The sequence below is a fragment of the Streptomyces sp. NPDC104367 genome (assembly GCF_055583825.1).
In genome coordinates this window covers 70001-88772 of sequence record NZ_JBVJND010000014.1, presented here as the reverse complement: position 1 = coordinate 88772, position 18772 = coordinate 70001, and the positions used below count along the sequence as shown (strand labels likewise).

The 18772-nt window shown below is 71.6% G+C and carries 11 protein-coding genes; 8 read left to right on the top strand and 3 right to left on the bottom strand.

Annotated elements, in window-relative coordinates:
* Positions 1-235: 235 nt before the first annotated feature.
* A complete protein-coding gene (locus ACZ619_RS22025) occupies positions 236-3931 on the top strand; it encodes an AAA family ATPase (protein ID WP_469601404.1) in 3696 nt (1231 codons plus the stop codon).
* 268 nt (positions 3932-4199) lie between these two features.
* A complete protein-coding gene (locus ACZ619_RS22020) occupies positions 4200-5618 on the top strand; it encodes a sugar porter family MFS transporter (protein WP_469601402.1) in 1419 nt (472 codons plus the stop codon).
* A 421-nt stretch (positions 5619-6039) separates the two neighbouring features.
* Here the strand turns inward: ACZ619_RS22020 and ACZ619_RS22015 are convergent, their stop codons facing one another.
* A complete protein-coding gene (locus tag ACZ619_RS22015; RefSeq protein WP_469601399.1) occupies positions 6040-7011 on the bottom strand; it encodes an LLM class flavin-dependent oxidoreductase in 972 nt (323 codons plus the stop codon).
* A 58-nt stretch (positions 7012-7069) separates the two neighbouring features.
* Positions 7070-8530 (bottom strand): cytosine permease, encoded by a 1461-nt coding sequence (locus ACZ619_RS22010; RefSeq protein ID WP_469601396.1) that lies wholly within the window; start codon positions 8528-8530, stop codon positions 7070-7072.
* Between the two features lie 138 nt (positions 8531-8668).
* Here ACZ619_RS22010 and ftsY point away from each other — a divergent pair, with 138 nt between their 5' ends.
* Positions 8669-9865: a signal recognition particle-docking protein FtsY gene (gene ftsY / locus ACZ619_RS22005; RefSeq protein ID WP_469601393.1), complete on the top strand. Its 1197-nt coding sequence runs from the start codon at positions 8669-8671 to the stop codon at positions 9863-9865.
* 88 nt (positions 9866-9953) lie between these two features.
* Here the strand turns inward: ftsY and ACZ619_RS22000 are convergent, their stop codons facing one another.
* Complete coding sequence (locus ACZ619_RS22000) at positions 9954-10610, bottom strand: bifunctional DNA primase/polymerase (RefSeq protein WP_469601391.1); 657 nt, start codon at positions 10608-10610, stop codon at positions 9954-9956.
* A 456-nt stretch (positions 10611-11066) separates the two neighbouring features.
* On the opposite strand from ACZ619_RS22000, the gene nsdA reads away from it, so the two are divergent.
* The 5 genes from nsdA to ffh all read left to right on the top strand — a co-directional run bounded on the left by nsdA (position 11067) and on the right by ffh (position 18752).
* Positions 11067-12551 (top strand): transcriptional repressor NsdA, encoded by a 1485-nt coding sequence (gene nsdA, locus ACZ619_RS21995; RefSeq protein WP_469601388.1) that lies wholly within the window; start codon positions 11067-11069, stop codon positions 12549-12551.
* A gap of 329 nt (positions 12552-12880) precedes the next feature.
* Entirely contained in the window at positions 12881-14221 is a 1341-nt protein-coding gene (locus ACZ619_RS21990; RefSeq protein WP_469601386.1) for an ammonium transporter, read from the top strand.
* A complete protein-coding gene (locus ACZ619_RS21985) occupies positions 14218-14556 on the top strand; it encodes a P-II family nitrogen regulator (protein ID WP_123997477.1) in 339 nt (112 codons plus the stop codon). Before ACZ619_RS21990 ends, ACZ619_RS21985 begins: the two co-directional genes overlap by 4 nt.
* 35 nt (positions 14557-14591) lie before the next feature.
* Positions 14592-17048 (top strand): [protein-PII] uridylyltransferase, encoded by a 2457-nt coding sequence (locus tag ACZ619_RS21980; RefSeq protein WP_469601382.1) that lies wholly within the window; start codon positions 14592-14594, stop codon positions 17046-17048.
* 156 nt (positions 17049-17204) lie between these two features.
* Positions 17205-18752, top strand: coding sequence for a signal recognition particle protein (gene ffh / locus ACZ619_RS21975; protein ID WP_469601379.1), 1548 nt, complete (start codon positions 17205-17207; stop codon positions 18750-18752).
* The last annotated feature ends 20 nt before the right edge of the window (positions 18753-18772 follow it).

Genomic DNA, 18772 nt, shown 5'->3' with positions numbered 1-18772 from the left:
AACAGCACATGCGGCGGTTGGGCAGCCCTTTCCACCGCTTAAGTTGTCAAGATCTGCAAGGGACGCCCCGGCGTCCCTTCTTTTCTTTCCCGCCCCGCTCGCCCCGCCCGCTTGTAGCCCCGCGCATCCTTTCACCTTCTTTAACGTCTGGTGTGCCCTGCATGTTCATGCGCGAAACCGCGGGGTTGCGAGGCTTCGTGGAGTGGGGTAGCACCGCCGGGTAAAGTCCGACCCCGTGCACCTCAAGGCCCTGACCCTCCGCGGGTTCAAGTCGTTCGCCTCGGCGACCACGCTGCGGTTCGAACCGGGGATCACGTGCGTCGTCGGGCCGAACGGCTCGGGCAAGTCCAACGTCGTCGACGCGCTCACCTGGGTGATGGGCGAGCACAGCGCCAAGTCGCTGCGCGGCGGCAAGATGGAGGACGTCATCTTCGCCGGCACCACCGGCCGCCCCCCGCTGGGCCGCGCCGAGGTGTCCTTGACCATCGACAACTCCGACGGCGCGCTGCCCATCGAGTACGCCGAGGTCACCATCACGCGGATCATGTTCCGCAACGGCGGCAGCGAGTACCAGATCAACGGCGACACCTGCCGCCTCCTGGACATCCAGGAACTGCTTTCCGACTCCGGCATCGGCCGCGAGATGCACGTCATCGTCGGCCAGGGCCAGCTCGACTCCGTCCTGCACGCCGACCCGATGGGCCGCCGCGCCTTCATCGAGGAGGCGGCCGGCGTCCTCAAGCACCGCAAGCGCAAGGAGAAGGCGCTGCGGAAGCTGGACGCGATGCAGGCCAACCTCGCGCGCGTGCAGGACCTCACCGACGAACTCCGCCGCCAGCTCAAGCCGCTCGGCCGCCAGGCCGCGGTCGCCCGCCGGGCCGCCGTCATCCAGGCGGACCTGCGCGACGCCCGGCTGCGTCTGCTCGCCGACGACCTCGTACGGCTGCGCCAGGCGCTCCAGACGGAGATCGCCGACGAGGCCGCCCTCAAGGAACGCAAGGAAGCCGCCGAGCGGGAGCTGAGGAAGGCCCTCCAGCGCGAGTCGCTCCTGGAGGACGAGGTACGCCGGCTCTCGCCACGCCTCCAGCGGGCCCAGCAGACCTGGTACGAACTCTCCCAGCTCGCCGAACGGGTCCGCGGCACCGTCTCGCTGGCCGACGCCCGGGTCAAGAGCGCCACCGCCGCGCCCGCCGAGGAACGGCGCGGCCGCGACCCCGAGGACATGGAGCGCGAGGCCCACCGCATCCGGGAGCAGGAGGCCGAACTGGAGGCCGCCCTGGAAGCGGCCGAGCACGCCCTCGACGACACGGTCGCCCACCGCGCCGAGCTGGAGCGCGAGCTGGCCGTGGAGGAACGGCGCCTGAAGGACGTCGCCCGGTCCATCGCCGACCGCCGCGAGAGCCTGGCCCGGCTGAACGGCCAGGTCAACGCGGCCCGTTCACGCGCCGCGTCCGCCCAGGCGGAGATCGACCGCCTGGCCGCCGCCCGCGACGAGGCCCAGGAGCGGGCGGTCACCGCGCAGGAGGAGTACGAGGCGCTCAAGGCGGAGGTCGACGGTCTGGACGCCGGCGACGAGGAACTCGCCGGACGGCACGACGAGGCCAAGCGGCGGCTCGCCGAGGCGGAGACGGCCCTGAGCGCGGCCCGCGAGGCGGTCACGGCGGCGGACCGCAGCCGCGCCGCGACCCAGGCCCGCCACGAGGCGCTGGCACTGGGACTGCGGCGCAAGGACGGCACGGGGATACTGCTGGGCGCCCGTGAACGCCTGACCGGAATCCTCGGCCCGGCGGCGGAACTCCTGACGGTGGCCCCGGGCCATGAAGCGGCCCTGGCGGCGGCCTTCGGCGCGGCGGCGGACGCGATCGCGGTGACGACCCCGTCCGCCGCGGCCGACGCGATCCGCCTGCTCCGCAAACAGGACGGCGGCCGGGCCGCACTGCTGCTGGCGGGGGCACCGGACGATCCGGCACTCCGCGGCGGAATCCCCCGGTTCGATGGTTCCCGGACCGATGCGCTCCGCTTCGACGCGTACCAGTCCGACGGGTCCCAGTCCGACGGGCCCCGGGCCGAAGCGCCCCAAAGGGGCGCGGGGAACGGCGCGACCGGCCCCCGCCCGCCCGCGGCCGACGGACGGCCCTTCGCCGCGGACCTGGTCCGCGGCCCCGCCGACCTGATGCCCGCCGTACGGCGACTGCTCAGGAACATCGTCGTGGCCGACACCCTCGAAGACGCCGAGGACCTGGTCTACCGCCGCCCCGACCTCACCGTGGTGACCGCCGAAGGCGACCTCCTCGGCGCCCACTTCGCGCACGGCGGCTCCGCCGGCGCCCCCAGCCTCCTCGAAGTACAGGCCTCCGTCGACGAAGCCGCCGCCGAACTGGAGGAGCTCGCGGTCCGCTGCGAGGAACTGTCCGAGGCGCAGGAGTCGGCCCGGACGCACCGCAAGGAGTGCGCCGCCCTGGTGGAGGAACTGGGCGACCGGCGCCGCGCCGCCGACCGGGAGAAGTCCGCGGTCGCCCAGCAGCTCGGCCGCCTGGCCGGCCAGGCCCGCGGCGCGGCCGGCGAGGCGGAACGCTCCACCGCGGCGGCCGCCCGCGCACAGGACGCCCTCGACAAGGCACTCGAAGAGGTCGAGGTGCTCGCCGAGCGGCTCGCGGTGGCCGAGGAGATGCCCGTCGAGGAGGAACCGGACACCTCCGCGCGGGACCGGCTCGCCGCCGACGGCGCCAACGCCCGCCAGACCGAGATGGAGGCCCGCCTCCAGGTCCGCACCCACGAGGAGCGGGTCAAGGGCCTGGCCGGCCGCGCCGACTCCCTCGACCGCGCCGCCCGCGCGGAGCGCGAGGCACGCGCGCGTGCCGAGCAGCGCCGGGCCCGGCTGCGTCACGAGGCCGCCGTCGCCGAGGCCGTGGCGGCCGGTACGCGGCAGCTGCTCGCGCACGTGGAGGTGTCGGTCGGGCGTGCCGAGCGGGAGCGGGCCGCCGCCGAGGCCGCGAAGGCGCTGCGCGAGCAGGAGCTGACCGCGGCCCGGGGCACCGGCCGCGACCTCAAGGCGGAGCTCGACAAACTCACGGATTCAGTTCACCGGGGCGAGGTACTCGGCGCCGAGAAGCGGCTGCGGATCGAGCAGCTGGAGACCAAGGCGCTGGAGGAACTCGGTGTCGAACCGGCGGGGCTCGTCGAGGAGTACGGCCCCCATCAGCCCGTGCCGCCCTCGCCCCCCGCCGAGGGCGAGACGCTGCCGGACGACCCCGAGCACCCGCGCAACCGGCCCAGGCCGTTCCACCGGGCCGAGCAGGAGCGCCGGCTCAAGACGGCCGAGCGGGCCTACCAGCAGCTCGGCAAGGTCAACCCGCTGGCGCTGGAGGAGTTCGCGGCCCTGGAGGAGCGGCACCAGTTCCTCAGCGAGCAGCTGGAGGACCTCAAGAAGACCCGTACCGACCTGCTTCAGGTCGTGAAGGAGGTCGACGAGCGGGTCGAGCAGGTCTTCACGGAGGCCTACCGGGACACGGCCAGGGAGTTCGAGGGCGTCTTCAGCCGTCTCTTCCCGGGCGGCGAGGGACGGCTGATCCTGACCGACCCCGACAACATGCTCACCACGGGCGTGGACGTCGAGGCCCGTCCGCCGGGCAAGAAGGTCAAGCGGCTGTCCCTGCTCTCGGGCGGGGAGCGCTCGCTGACCGCGGTCGCCATGCTGGTGGCGATCTTCAAGGCCAGGCCCAGCCCGTTCTACGTCATGGACGAGGTCGAGGCGGCCCTGGACGACACCAACCTCCAGCGGCTGATCCGCATCATGCAGGAGCTCCAGGAGTCCTCGCAGCTCATCGTGATCACGCACCAGAAGCGCACGATGGAGGTCGCGGACGCGCTGTACGGCGTGTCCATGCAGGGCGACGGTGTGTCGAAGGTCATCAGCCAGCGCCTCCGCTGAGTTTGCGTGCACTCTGCACCGGTTCTTCACCGCCGGTCCCCGCCCTGACCTGCGTCTCCCCTTCATCTCTTCAAGTGTTGAACACAGAAACCTTCACCGCGCCTTCAAGCTCACACGATCCGGATTATTGACTTCGAAACTTGAAGGCATAGTCTCTGCAGCGTTGCTTTTACCTTCAGGTGTGAGTGGCGTGAAGTTGTGCGCCACTTGAACCTGAGAGGGCTCACCCCCACCCCGGCAGCGTTGCCGGTGGCCCGAGGAGTTTCTTGTGACCAGCACTGCGCAGGCACCTCAGTCAGGAGCCGGGACGGCTCACCCCGATCATCTCGGGCATGTCATCTTCATCGCGGCGGCCGCCGCGATGGGCGGTTTCCTCTTCGGCTACGACAGCTCCGTCATCAACGGCGCCGTCGAGGCCATCCGGGACCGCTACGACATCGGGTCCGCGGCTCTCGCCCAGGTCATCGCCATCGCCCTGATCGGCTGTGCCATCGGCGCCGCGACCGCCGGCCGGATAGCCGACCGGATCGGCCGTATCCGCTGCATGCAGATCGCCGCCGTGCTGTTCACCGTCAGCGCCGTCGGTTCGGCGCTGCCCTTCGCCCTGTGGGACTTCGCGTTCTGGCGGATCGTCGGCGGCTTCGCCATCGGCATGGCCTCCGTGATCGGTCCCGCCTACATCGCGGAGGTCGCCCCACCGGCCTACCGCGGTCGCCTCGGGTCCTTCCAGCAGGCCGCGATCGTCATCGGCATCGCCATCTCGCAGCTGGTCAACTGGGGTCTGCTCAATGCCGCCGGCGGTGACCAGCGCGGTGAACTGATGGGCCTGGAGGCCTGGCAGGTCATGCTCGGCGTCATGGTGATCCCGGCCGTCCTCTACGGCCTGCTCTCCTTCGCGATCCCCGAGTCGCCCCGGTTCCTGCTCTCCGTCGGCAAGCGTGAGCGCGCCCGCGCGATCCTCGAAGAGGTCGAGGGCAAGGGCGTGAACCTCGACGCCCGCGTCGCCGAGATCGAGCACGCGATGAAGAGCGAGCACAAGTCCACGTTCAAGGACCTGCTCGGCGGCAGCTTCTTCTTCAAGCCGATCGTCTGGGTCGGCATCGGCCTGTCGGTCTTCCAGCAGTTCGTCGGCATCAACGTCGCGTTCTACTACTCCTCGACGCTGTGGCAGTCGGTCGGCGTCGACCCGACGGACTCGTTCTTCTACTCCTTCACGACGTCGATCATCAACATCGTCGGCACCGTGATCGCGATGATCTTCGTGGACCGCATCGGCCGCAAGCCGCTCGCCCTCATCGGCTCCGTCGGCATGGTGATCGGCCTCGGCCTGGAGGCCTGGGCGTTCTCCTACGACCTGGTCGACGGCAAGCTCCCGGCCACGCAGGGCTGGGTCGCCCTGATCGCCGCGCACGTCTTCGTCCTCTTCTTCGCGCTGTCCTGGGGTGTCGTCGTCTGGGTCTTCCTCGGCGAGATGTTCCCGAACCGGATCCGCGCCGCGGCGCTGGGTGTGGCCGCGTCCGCGCAGTGGATCGCCAACTGGGCCATCACCGCGAGCTTCCCGTCGCTGGCCGACTGGAACCTCTCCGCGACCTACGTGATCTACACGGTGTTCGCTGCCCTCTCCATCCCCTTCGTCCTCAAGTTCGTCAAGGAGACGAAGGGCAAGGCCCTGGAGGAGATGGGCTGACCGACTCGAGGAGAAGGGCCAAGTCCCCGCTGCCCCTCTCCTCGTCCCTTCCACCGCCCCCGGCCACCCCTCGGCCGGGGGCGGTGGCCGTGCCACCCCACACGCACCCCTCCCGCCACCAAGACGGCCCCCCCGCAGCCCACCCCTTCCCGCCCGACGGCGTTCCCCGACGGCGGACCGCTCTCTCGCAGCCGCGTCGGCGCCTCGCAGCCCACCTCTTCCCGCCGCGACGGCGATCGGCCGCGACGGTGGTGCCCGGTGGTGGAGCGCTCTCGCCGTCGCGACGGCGCCCTCGTCGTGGGTGTGGTGCCCGGCGGGGCCGAGCGTGTCAGGGCGCTGCTCGCCCCTCTTCGGCGCGGCGGTGACCGGCGTCGGTGGGGGGTGCGGTTGTCTGGGCCGGTTCTTGGCGGTCCTGGCGCCGCTACGCCGGGAGTGCCGGGAGGACCTGTTCGGCGAACAGGCGGAGGCTGCGCCAGGCCTCGTCCAGGGGCATGCCGCCCGCCAGGGGGTGGAGGACCAGGTTGTCCAGGCGGGCCGTGGCGCACTCGTGCGGGGTGAGGATGCGGTAGACGCCCTCGGCACGCAGCTCCGCCACGGTCGTGGCCGTCGAGCGCACCGCCGAGCGGATGTCCCCGGACTGCCAGGAGGCGTACGTGCGGGCCTCGTGCAGGAAGTGCCCGCCGTACTCGGCCCACGCCCGGTCCGGGTCCTCGGCGATGTGCAGCAGCGGTGTCTCGGCGGTGGGCATCATCGTCCAGCCCTCCTTGCCGTGCTCGGTGAGCTGCTCCTTGTAGTACGCCTCCAGCTCGGGCAGGTGCGCGCTCGGGAAGAACGGCAGACCGAGGCGGGCGGCGCGGCGGGCCGCGGCCCTGGAGGAGCCGCCGACCAGGAGCAGCGGGTGCGGCGCCGTGAAGGGCCGCGGTGTGACCCGTACCGTACGGCCCCGGTACTCGAACTCCTCCCCGGTCCAGGCCGCGAGCAGGGTCTCCAGCAGCTCGTCCTGGAGCCGCCCCCGCCGCTTCCAGTCGACGCCGAACTGGGCGTACTCCTCGGGCCGGTAGCCGATGCCGGCGACCGTCACCAGCCGTCCGCCGCTGAGCAGGTCGAGTACCGCGATGTCCTCCGCCAGCCGCAGCGGGTCGTGCAGCGGACCGATCACCGCCGACACGGTCACCGCGATGTTCCGGGTCGCCCCGAACACCGCGCCCGCGAAGGCGAACGGCGACGGCAGCCAGTTGTTGTCGACCCCGTGGTGCTCCTCGGTCTGCACGGTGGTGATCCCGTGCTCGTCGGCGTACGCGGCCATGTCGAGGGCGGCCCGGTAACGGGCACCCAGGGAAGCGGAGTCGGCGCCGGGCTCGACGAGGTTGAAGCGGACGACCGAGACGGGCATGGGAGTTCCCCTTCACCTGGGCCGGACGGGTGTGCGGGGGACGGTAGCTGACGGTGCGTCAGACGGCCAGGGGTGCGGACCCGGTGACGACCGCCGGTTTCGGCAGCACCGCGTACAGCAGGCCCGAGACGACGATCGTCGCGACCCAGCCGAGGCCGTACCGGCCGACGGGGTTGTTCGCGGCGAGCGGGCCGGTGAACCAGTCGGACGTGCTGAAGAGCAGGCCGGTCACCAGGCCGAGGGCCCAGGCCGCGACGGCGGCGGGGGAGAAGCCCGCCCGGTACCAGTAGGCACCGGCCGGGGTCGTGTCGAGGAGGGCCTCCGTGTCGTACACCGGGCGTCGGAGCATGTCCGCGCCGAAGACGCCGACCCAGGCCGAGAAGGCCACCGCCAGCAGCGACAGGAACGCGATGAACGAGCCCATGAAGGAGGTCGCCGCCAGCATCAGGACGCCGCCGAGGACGAGCGAGATGACCGCGTTGACGGAGACCGCCCAGGGGCGGGGCATCCGGAAGCCGAGGGTCTGCGCGGTGAAACCGGCCGAGTACATCGACATCGCGTTGATCAGCAGCATCCCGGCCAGGGCGGTGAGGAGGTAGGGCACCGCGAGCCAGCGGGGGAGGATCTCGGCCAGGAAGGAGACCGGGTCGGCCGCCCGTGCCAGCCCCGGCGTGGCCGACGCCATCACCGCGCCCATCAGGACCAGCGGGAGTACGACGATCCCGGCGCCGCCGACCGTGTTGCGCACGATCGCCGCCGAGGACGCCGTACCCGGCAGATACCGCGTGAAGTCCGGCGAGGCCGGTGCCCAGCTCATCCCGCCCGCCGCGACCAGCCCGATCCCGGTGATCATCGCGGCGGTGGAGCCGGCGCCCCGCCCGAACACCCGGCCCCAGTCCGTCGCCACCGCCAGATGGCCGAGCACCAGCAGGGAGAATGCGCCGAACAGCCAGGTCGCCCACCGGTTGCAGCCCCGCACCGCCTTGATCCCCATGCCCGAGATCGCGAACGTGGTGGCCACGAAGAGCAGCAGGGTGACGACGATCAGCACGGTGTTGCTGCCGATCCCGAAGACGATGTCCAGGACGGTCAGCAGCGCATAGGCGCCGGTCACCGCGTTGATCGTCTCCCAGCCCCAGCGTGCGACCCAGATCAGCGCCCCGGGCAGCAGGTTCCCGCGCCGGCCGAAGACCGCGCGGGAGAGCGCCATCCCCGGTGCGCCGCCGCGCTTGCCCGCGATGCCGATGAGGCCGACCAGACCGAACGCCACGGCCGGCGCGGCGACGCCGACCACCAGGGCCTGCCAGAAGTTCAGCCCGAAGGTGACCGAGAGTCCCGCGCCCACGGTCACCAGCAGGACGGTGATGTTGGCGGCGATCCAGGTGGGGAGCAGTCCGCGGGTCGTCGCGGTCCGCTCGGAGTCCGGGACCGGTTCGATGCCCCGGGTTTCGAGGCCGTGCCGCTCCAGCGACTCTTCGAGATGTTCGAGCGCGCCATCGTGGTGGGCGGTGGTGCTCATGGTCAGTCATCGTACGTCAGTCCGACAAATTCCCTCAAAAGATACCTAAAAGGTTCATCGTCTTCGGAGAATCGTCCAGAAACTCCCGCGCGAGGGAGCAAAGTCGCGCTCGGGGGAGGGATGGATACTGGACGGGTTATGGAAACCGTCATCCTTGCTGTAGTCATCGCCGTGGTCGTGCTCGGCGCGCTCGGCGGGCTCGTCGTCGGCAGCCGGCGCAAGAAGTCGCTGCCCCCGCCGCCCCCCGCCGCGCCCGACATCACCGCGCCCCCGGCCGAGCCGCACGTCGGCGACGAGGCCGAGACGCCACGCGACGAACCGCGCCGGACGATAGAGGAGGTCGACCTTCCCGACGGCTCGGCCGCTCCCGTCGTCGTCGAAGAGCCCTCGGCTCCCGAGATCGAGATCCCCGAGCCCACCGCCGGCCGTCTGGTCCGGCTGCGCGCCCGGCTCTCCCGCTCCCAGAACGCCCTCGGCAAGGGGCTGCTCACGCTGCTGTCGCGCGAGCACCTCGACGACGAGACCTGGGAGGAGGTGGAGGACATCCTGCTCACCGCCGACGTCGGTGTGCAGCCCACCACCGAGCTGGTCGAACAGTTGCGCGAGCGGGTGAAGGTGCTCGGCACCCGCACCCCCGACGAGCTGCGCGGGCTGCTGCGCGAGGAGCTGCTGAAGCTCGTCGGCACCGACGTGGACCGCGTGGTGAAGACCGAGCCGGCGGACCGCAAGCCGGGCATCGTGATGGTCGTCGGCGTCAACGGCACCGGCAAGACCACCACCACCGGCAAGCTCGCGCGCGTGCTCGTCGCCGACGGCCGTACGGTCGTCCTCGGCGCCGCCGACACCTTCCGGGCCGCCGCCGCGGACCAGCTCCAGACCTGGGGCGAGCGGGTCGACGCCTACACCGTGCGCGGGCCGGAGGGCGGCGACCCCGCCTCCGTCGCCTTCGACGCGGTGAAGGAGGGCAAGGAGATGGGCGTCGACGTCGTCCTCATCGACACCGCCGGGCGCCTGCACACCAAGACCGGCCTGATGGACGAGCTGGGCAAGGTCAAGCGGGTCGTCGAGAAGCACGCCCCGCTGGACGAGGTGCTGCTCGTGCTCGACGCCACCACCGGGCAGAACGGCCTGGTCCAGGCCCGGGTGTTCGCCGAGGTCGTCGACATCACCGGCATCGTGCTGACCAAGCTGGACGGCACCGCCAAGGGCGGCATCGTGATCGCCGTCCAGCGTGAACTGGGCGTTCCCGTCAAGCTCGTCGGCCTCGGCGAGGGTGCGGACGACCTGGCGCCGTTCGAGCCGGAGGCCTTCGTTGACGCCCTTATCGGGGAGTAGCGGGGCGGTAAATCCACTACCCACAGGTGTGCGAAGCGCCCGTTCCCGAGAGAGTCGGGGCGGGCGCTTCGGTGTGCGGGTCCGGCCGCTACGCCCGTGAGCGGTGCGCCACGTAGGCCAGCGTCCCCAGCAGCAGCCGGGCGGCGGGCGGCCTGGTCGCGGAGTCCAGGGAGGGGGGCCGCAGCCAGCGCACCGGGCCCAGGCCGCCCCGGTCCGACGGCGGGGCCGTGAGGTACGCGCCGGTGCCGAGGCCGCGCAGGTCCAGGGAGGTCGGGTCGTCCCAGCCCGTGCGGTAGAGCAGCCGCGGGAGTTCGGCGGCGGCGCCGGGGGCGACGAAGAAGTGGGCGCGGCCGTCCGGGGTGGCGGTGACCGGGCCGAGCGGGAGGCCCATGCGCTCCAGGCGGACCAGGGCGCGGCGCCCGGCGGGCTCGGCGACCTCGATGACGTCGAAGGCGCGGCCGACCGGCAGCATCACCGCGGCGCCCGGGAACTCGCCCCAGGTCTTGGCGGCCTCGTCCAGGGTGGCCCCGGCGGACAGCTGGGGCGCGAAGTCCAGCGGATGGGCCCCCGGCGCCGGACAGCCGGTGCGCCCGCAGGAGCACGCGCCGGCCGCGGCCCGGGCGCCCGGCACCACGTCCCAGCCCCACAGACCGGTGAACTCGGCGACGGTGGTGCACTCCGACGAGCGGCCGCGCCGACGCGTGCCGGAGCGGATCTCGCGAATGCCGCCGATCGTGAAGCCCATGCCCCCTCCAACGGGTCCGGCGCGCCGGTGGTTACGAAACGGAACGAGACGGAAGCGGAACGTGACGTCACGGTCCGCTTTCCCGCCCGGCCGCGCGGTCAACGCGGCGCCCTGAAGCGCTTCGGGTGGTGCACCTGGGGGTGCGCGCCCCTGAATGCATCGCTCCGCCTACTTCTCGCCGTCCTATGTCAAGTGAATCGCGCCAAGGCCATCGGTAGTTCATTCGAAGGGGTGGCGAATGGTGGCGTTTCCGGGATCGCCATGGCTGGAGCAGTGATCGTAGGATTACTTTGAGTGCACGAGGCCTGGGGGCACATGCACTCGCGGGTATGCCGGAGGCAACTCGGTACCCCGTTCGAAGGGTGAGAACTACCGGACGGGAGGCCGTATTTACCGGCATTCTGATAGGGCTTGGCGCACTCGGCATCAAGTGGTCTCAGGGATGGGGGCGTTCCAGTGGGCGGCAACGGCGGAAGCGGGACGACCGCGACCAGCACGGACAAGCGCCCCAACGAGCTGCTCAACTCGTGGTTCGTGCGCAGTGGCTGGTCGAAGGGCGAGCTGGCGCGCCAAGTGAACCGCAGGGCACGCCAATTGGGCGCGAACCACATCTCGACCGACACGTCCAGGGTGCGTCGCTGGCTCGACGGGGAGAACCCGCGCGAACCGATCCCCAGGATCCTCTCCGAGCTGTTCTCCGAGCGGTTCGGCTGCGTCGTCTCGGTCGAGGACCTCGGACTGCGGGCCGCCCGCCAGTCACCCTCGGCGACCGGCGTCGACCTGCCCTGGACGGGCCCGCAGACGGTGGCCCTGCTCAGCGAGTTCTCGCGCAGCGACCTCATGCTGGCGCGGCGCGGCTTCCTCGGAACCTCGCTGGCCCTGTCCGCGGGCCCGTCCCTCGTCGAGCCCATGCAGCGCTGGCTGGTGCCCTCGCCGAACGGCCCGCAGACGGACCCGGAGTCCGCGGCCGACTCCCGCCGTCCGGGCCGCCTCTCCAGGCCCGAGCTGGACCTCCTGGAGTCCACCACGGTGATGTTCCGCCAGTGGGACGCCCAGTGCGGCGGGGGACTGCGCCGCAAGGCCGTCGTCGGCCAGTTGCACGAGGTCACCGACCTCCTCCAGGAACCCCAGCCCGAGGCCACCGCCCGCAGGCTCTTCAAGGTCGCCGCCGAACTGGCCGAACTGGCCGGCTGGATGTCGTACGACGTCGGGCTCCAGCCCACCGCCCAGAAGTACTTCGTGCTCGCCCTGCACGCGGCCAAGGAGGCCGGCGACAAGCCGCTCGGCTCGTACGTCCTGTCCAGCATGAGCCGCCAGATGATCCACCTCGGCCGGCCCGACGACGCCCTGGAGCTGATCCACCTCGCCCAGTACGGCAGCCGGGACTGCGCCAGCCCGCGCACCCAGTCGATGCTGTATGCGATGGAGGCCCGCGCCTACGCCAACATGGGCCAGCCCGGCAAGTGCAAACGGGCCGTCCGGATGGCCGAGGACACCTTCGCCGAGTCCGACGAGTGGGACGAGCCGGACCCCGACTGGATCCGCTTCTTCTCCGAGGCCGAGCTCTACGGCGAGAACAGCCACTCCTTCCGCGACCTCGCCTATGTCGCCGGCCGCAGTCCCACCTACGCCTCCCTGGCCGAACCCCTGATGCGGCGGGCCGTGGAGCTGTTCGCCAAGGACGCCGAGCACCAGCGGTCGTACGCGCTGAACCTGATCGGCATGGCCACCGTGCACCTGCTGCGGGGCGAGCCCGAGCAGAGCACCGTGCTCGCTTCCGAGGCCCTCGGCATCGCCAAGAAGGTGCGCTCGGAGCGCGTCAACACTCGTATTCGAAAGACGGTCGACTCGGCCGTCCGCGACCACGGCGACCTCGCGGTCGTCGTCGACCTCACCGAACAGCTCGCCGTCGACCTCCCGGAGACCGCCGACGCGGTCTGAACCCGGCAACCCCAAGACCCCGGCCGCGGCCGGCCCTCCCGAACTGTCCGACTCGGCTCCCCCACGCCAGGTCATCGGAAGGCCGCCGCGGCCGGTTCTGTTCGTCCGCGGGAAGGTTGCGCCACGATAACGATCCCGCAGCCGGACATCTCGCAATTCATCCATGCGTAACACGCCAGGCACCTTCGTCACTCCGGCGAAACAACGAGGGGCAACGACCGAAACCGCGCTGCGCCAGTCTCATGGCGCATAACCGGCCCACCCCCCGCTTCACCGGACCGCTCACGCTCCGACCCGCACGGGGCCGTACAACCGACGAGGAGACGCCGATGGCATCAGCCGCCATCACGCTTGCCGCGGAGGCACCCAAGCTGTCTGCCGCGAACACAGGCTTCATGCTCATCTGTTCCGCCCTGGTGCTGCTCATGACACCGGGTCTCGCCTTCTTCTACGGCGGCATGGTCCGCGTCAAAAGCACCCTGAACATGCTGATGATGAGCTTCATCAGCATCGGGATCGTCACGATCCTGTGGGTGCTCTACGGCTTCTCCCTGGCCTTCGGCGCCAGCAACGGCTTCATCGGCTTCAACTCCGACTGGCTGGGCCTGAGCAACATCGGCCTGACGGAGCTCTGGGACGGCTACACCATCCCGATCTTCGTCTTCATGGTCTTCCAGATGATGTTCGCGGTCATCACGCCGGCCCTGATAAGCGGCGCCATCGCGGACCGCGTCAAGTTCTCGGCCTGGGCGCTCTTCGTCGCCCTGTGGCTGACGATCGTCTACGTCCCGGTCGCCCACTGGGTCTGGGGCGCCGACGGCTGGGCCTACAAGCTCGGTGTGATCGACTTCGCCGGTGGTACCGCGGTCCACATCAACGCCGGTGCCGGCGCCCTCGGCGTCATCCTGGTCATCGGCAAGCGCGTCGGCTTCAAGAAGGACCCGATGCGCCCGCACAGCCTCCCGCTGGTCATGCTCGGCGCCGGTCTGCTGTGGTTCGGCTGGTTCGGCTTCAACGCCGGCTCGTGGCTCGGCAACGACGACGGCGTCGGCGCGCTGATGTTCGTCAACACGCAGGTCGCCACCGCCGCCGCCATGCTCGCCTGGCTCGCCTACGAGAAGATCCGGCACGGCGCGTTCACCACGCTGGGCGCCGCCTCCGGCGCGGTCGCCGGTCTGGTCGCGATCACCCCGTCCGGCGGTGCGGTCTCCCCGCTCGGCGCGATCGCCGTCGGCGCCATCGCCGGTGTCGCCTGCGCCGCGGCCGTCGGACTGAAGTTCAAGTTCGGCTACGACGACTCCCTCGATGTGGTCGGCGTCCACATGGTCGGCGGCATCATCGGCTCCCTGCTCATCGGCTTCTTCGCCACCGGCAAGGGCCAGTCCACCGCGACCGGCGTCTTCTACGGCGACCACTCCTTCACCCAGCTGTGGAAGCAGTTCGCCGGTGTCGGCGCGGTCCTCGCCTACTCCCTGGTCGTCTCGGCCGTCCTCGCCTTCCTCCTCGACAAGACCATCGGTATGCGGGTCTCCGAGGACGACGAGGTCTCCGGCATCGACCAGGCCGAGCACGCCGAGACTGCATACGACTTCAGCGGAGCGGGCGGCGGTGTCGTCAGCGCGGTCTCCGCGGCGGCCCTGGCCGGCACGAGCAAGAAGGTGGACGCATGAAGCTCATCACCGCCGTCGTGAAGCCCCACCGGCTGGACGAGATCAAGGAAGCCCTCCAGGCCTTCGGCGTACACGGCCTCACGGTCACCGAGGCCAGCGGCTACGGCCGCCAGCGCGGCCACACCGAGGTCTACCGTGGTGCCGAGTACACGGTCGACCTGGTGCCCAAGATCCGCATCGAGGTGCTGGCCGAGGACGACGACACCGAGCAGCTGATCGACGTCATCGTCAAGGCCGCCCGCACCGGCAAGATCGGTGACGGCAAGGTCTGGTCGCTCCCGGTCGAGACCGCCGTACGGGTCCGCACCGGCGAGCGCGGTCCGGACGCGCTGTAGAACAGAACCACCTGAATACAGGCAGGAGTCGCTGGGTGACGGGTACGAATGTGCGGAACGACGCAGAGGACACGGGACCCAGCGGCTACGCGGCGGCCCGGCTGCGCCTCCTCTCCGAGGGGGCGCGGTCCGGGCCGCCGCGCCGTACCGCCCTCGCCGAGCTGACCGACGACTGGCTGACCGGCCTCTTCGCGGCGGCCACCGAGGGCAGCACGGGCGGCGTCTCCCTCGTCGCCGTCGGCGGCTACGGCCGCGGCGAACTCTCCCCGCGCAGCGACCTCGACCTCCTGCTGCTGCACGACGGCAGCGACCCGGCCGCGGTGGCCGCCGTCGCCGACCGCCTCTGGTACCCGGTCTGGGACCTGGGCCTGGCCCTCGACCACTCCGTGCGCACCCCGGCCGAGGCCCGCAGGACCGCCGGCGAGGACCTCAAGGTCCAGCTCGGCCTCCTCGACGCCCGCCACATCACCGGCGACCTGGGCCTGACCTCCGGCCTGCGGACCGCGGTCCTCGCCGACTGGCGCAACCAGGCACCGAAGCGCCTCCCCGAACTCCGGGAGCTGTGCGCCGAGCGCGCCGAACGCCAGGGCGAGCTCCAGTACCTCCTGGAACCCGACCTCAAGGAGGCCCGCGGCGGCCTCCGCGACGCGACCGCCCTGCGCGCCGTCGCCGCCTCCTGGCTGGCCGACGCCCCGCGCGAGGGTCTCGCCGACGCCCGCAGGAGCCTGCTCGACGTCCGGGACGCCCTGCACCTGGCGACGGGGCGCGCGACCGACCGACTCGCGCTCCAGGAGCAGGACCAGGTCGCCGCCGAACTGGACCTGCTGGACGCCGACACCCTGCTGCGCCAGGTCTACGAGTCCGCGCGCGTCATCGCGTACGCCAGCGACGTCACCTGGCGCGAGGTGGGGCGCGTGCTGCGGTCGCGCGCCGTCCGCCCGCGCCTGCGCGCCATGCTGGGCGGCGGCAAGCCGGTCGCCGAGCGCTCCCCGCTCGCCGAAGGGGTGGTGGAACAGGACGGCGAGGTGGTGCTCGCCCGCACCGCACGCCCCGAACGCGACCCCGTGCTTCCGCTGCGCGCCGCGGCCGCCGCCGCCCAGGCCGGCCTCCCGCTCTCCCTGCACGCCGTCCGGCGCATGGCCGCCACCGCGCGCCCCGTGCCCACGCCCTGGCCCGCCGAGGCCCGCGAGCAACTGGTCACCCTCCTCGGCTCCGGCCGCCCGACCGTCGACGTCTGGGAGGCGCTGGAGGCGGAGGGACTGATCACGCGCCTGCTGCCGGACTGGGAGCGGGTGCGCTGCCGGCCCCAGCGCAACGCCGTGCACATCTGGACCGTCGACCGGCACCTCATCGAGACCGCCGTCCGCGCCTCCGAGTTCGCCCGCCGCGTGCACCGCCCCGACCTGCTCCTGGTCGCCGCGCTGCTGCACGACATCGGGAAGGGCTGGCCCGGTGACCACTCGGTGGCCGGCGAGATCATCGCCAAGGACGTGGCGGCCCGGATCGGCTTCGACCGCACGGACGTGGCGGTCCTGTCGACGCTGGTACGGCACCACCTGCTGCTCATCGAGACCGCCACCCGGCGTGACCTGGAGGACCCGGCCACGGTCCGCTCGGTCGCCGAGGCGGTCGGCAGCCAGGGCACCCTGGAGCTGCTGCACGCCCTCACCGAGGCCGACGCGCTGGCCACCGGCCCGGCGGCCTGGTCCTCCTGGCGCGGCTCCCTCGTCGCCGACCTGGTCAAACGGGTCTCCGGGGTGCTCGCGGGGGAGACCGCCGACGAGCCCGAGCCGGGCGCGCCCACGGCCGAGCAGGAACGGCTCGCCATAGAGGCCTTCCGCACCGGCGGCCCGGTACTCGCCCTGCGCGCCCAGACCGAGCCGGCGGCCACGGACGAGGAGCCGGCCGCCGACCCGGAACCGCTCGGCGTGGAACTGCTCATCGCCGTACCGGACCAGCCCGGCGTGCTGCCGGCCGTCTCCGGTGTGCTGGCCGTGCACCGCCTCACCGTGCGCACCGCCGAACTGCGCTCCCTGCGCCTCCCCGACGACGTCGACGAGGGCGCCGTCCTGCTCCTGGACTGGCGGGTCGCGGCCGAGTACGGCTCGCTGCCCCAGGCCGCCCGGCTGCGGGCGGACCTGGTGCGGGCCCTGGACGGCTCGCTCGACATCGCCGGACGGCTGGCGGAGCGGGAGGCGGCCTACCCGCGGCGCCGCGGCCGGGTGGCCCCGCCGCCGCGGGTGACGGTGGCCCCGGCGGCCTCCCGGCACGCCACGGTGATCGAGGTGCGGGCCCAGGACGCGCCGGGTCTGCTGTTCCGGATCGGCAACGCGCTGGAGAAGGCGGGCGTGCGTGTGCGCAGCGCCCATGTCTCGACGCTGGGCTCGAACGCGGTGGACGCCTTCTACGTCACGTCCGCCACCGGTTCCCCGCTGCCGGGGGAGGAGGCGGCCTCGGTGGCGAGGGCACTGGAGGAGACACTGAGGGCGTGACCTCGGGTCGTGCCGCGCGTTGACCGGGCGTGCTCCCCGCCGCTGCGGGACTTCGTCCCCGTCTGCCCTTCCGGCAGGCGGGGACGATTCGCTTGCGCGGCCAGATACCCTGGAGGGCAGCCCAGACTGTCGCCTACGCCGAGGACCGACGCAGCCGTGTTCGATACCCTTTCTGATCGCCTCTCAGCCACATTCAAGTCCCTCAGGGGCAAGGGACGGCTCAGCGAAGCGGACATCGACGCCACGGCGCGGGAGATCCGTATCGCGCTGCTGGAAGCGGACGTGGCGCTTCCGGTCGTCCGCACGTTCATCAAGAACGTCAAGGAGCGGGCGCTCGGCTCCGAGGTCTCCAAGGCGCTGAACCCCGCCCAGCAGGTCCTCAAGATCGTCAACGACGAGCTGGTCACCATCCTCGGCGGCGAGACCCGCCGGCTGCGGTTCGCCAAGCAGCCGCCCACCGTGATCATGCTCGCCGGTCTCCAGGGCGCCGGCAAGACCACCCTCGCGGGCAAGCTCGGCCGCTGGCTCAAGGAGCAGGGCCACTCCCCGCTGCTGGTCGCCTGCGACCTCCAGCGCCCCAACGCCGTCAACCAGCTCAGCGTCGTCGCCGAGCGCGCCGGTGTCGCCGTCTACGCGCCCGAGCCGGGCAACGGCGTCGGCGACCCGGTCAAGGTCGCCCAGGACTCCATCGAGTTCGCCAAGCAGAAGGTCCACGACATCGTGATCGTGGACACCGCCGGCCGCCTCGGCATCGACCAGGAGCTGATGCGGCAGGCCGCGGACATCCGCGACGCGGTCTCGCCCGACGAGATCCTGTTCGTCGTCGACGCCATGATCGGCCAGGACGCCGTCACCACCGCGGAGGCCTTCCGCGACGGCGTCGGCTTCGACGGCGTCGTGCTCTCCAAGCTCGACGGCGACGCCCGCGGCGGTGCCGCGCTCTCCGTCCGCCAGGTCACCGGCAAGCCGATCATGTTCGCGTCGAACGGCGAGAAGCTCGACGAGTTCGACGCCTTCCACCCGGACCGGATGGCCTCCCGCATCCTCGACATGGGTGACCTGCTCACCCTGATCGAGCAGGCCGAGAAGACGTTCAGCCAGGAAGAGGCCCAGAAGATGGCCTCCAAGCTGGCGTCGAAGAAGGGCCAGGACTTCACCCTGGACGACTTCCTGGCCCAGATGGAGCAGGTCAGGAAGATGGGCTCCATCTCCAAGCTGCTCGGCATGCTGCCGGGCATGGGCCAGATCAAGGACCAGATCAACAACCTCGACGAGCGGGACGTCGACCGCACCGCCGCGATCATCAAGTCGATGACCCCGGGCGAGCGCCAGGACCCGCACATCATCAACGGCTCGCGCCGCGCCCGTATCGCCCGGGGTTCCGGTGTCGAGGTCAGCGCGGTGAAGAACCTCGTCGAGCGGTTCTTCGAGGCCCGCAAGATGATGTCCCGCATGGCCCAGGGCGGCGGGATGCCGGGCATGCCGGGCATCCCGGGCATGGGCGGCGGCCCCGGCCGGAGCAAGAAGCAGCCGAAGCAGGCCAAGGGCAAGCAGCGTTCCGGCAACCCGATGAAGCGCAAGCAGCAGGAGCTGGAGGCGGCCCAGCGCCGCGAGGCCGCCGCGCAGGGCGGTGCCTTCGGGCTGCCGCAGCAGGGCGGCGAGGACTTCGAGCTGCCGGACGAGTTCAAGAAGTTCATGGGCTGAGTTCACCTGCGCGGGTGCCG

What these genes read in the sequence shown, in the direction of transcription:
- ACZ619_RS21990 (WP_469601386.1), top strand. Translation starts at nt 12,881, where the DNA reads ATGGCATCAGCCGCCATCACGCTTGCCGCGGAGGCACCCAAGCTGTCT.
- ACZ619_RS22000 (WP_469601391.1), bottom strand. Translation starts at nt 10,610, where the DNA reads ATGGGCTTCACGATCGGCGGCATTCGCGAGATCCGCTCCGGCACGCGT.
- ACZ619_RS22010 (WP_469601396.1), bottom strand. Translation starts at nt 8,530, where the DNA reads ATGAGCACCACCGCCCACCACGATGGCGCGCTCGAACATCTCGAAGAG.
- ACZ619_RS22015 (WP_469601399.1), bottom strand. Translation starts at nt 7,011, where the DNA reads ATGCCCGTCTCGGTCGTCCGCTTCAACCTCGTCGAGCCCGGCGCCGAC.
- ftsY (WP_469601393.1), top strand. Translation starts at nt 8,669, where the DNA reads ATGGAAACCGTCATCCTTGCTGTAGTCATCGCCGTGGTCGTGCTCGGC.
- ACZ619_RS21985 (WP_123997477.1), top strand. Translation starts at nt 14,218, where the DNA reads ATGAAGCTCATCACCGCCGTCGTGAAGCCCCACCGGCTGGACGAGATC.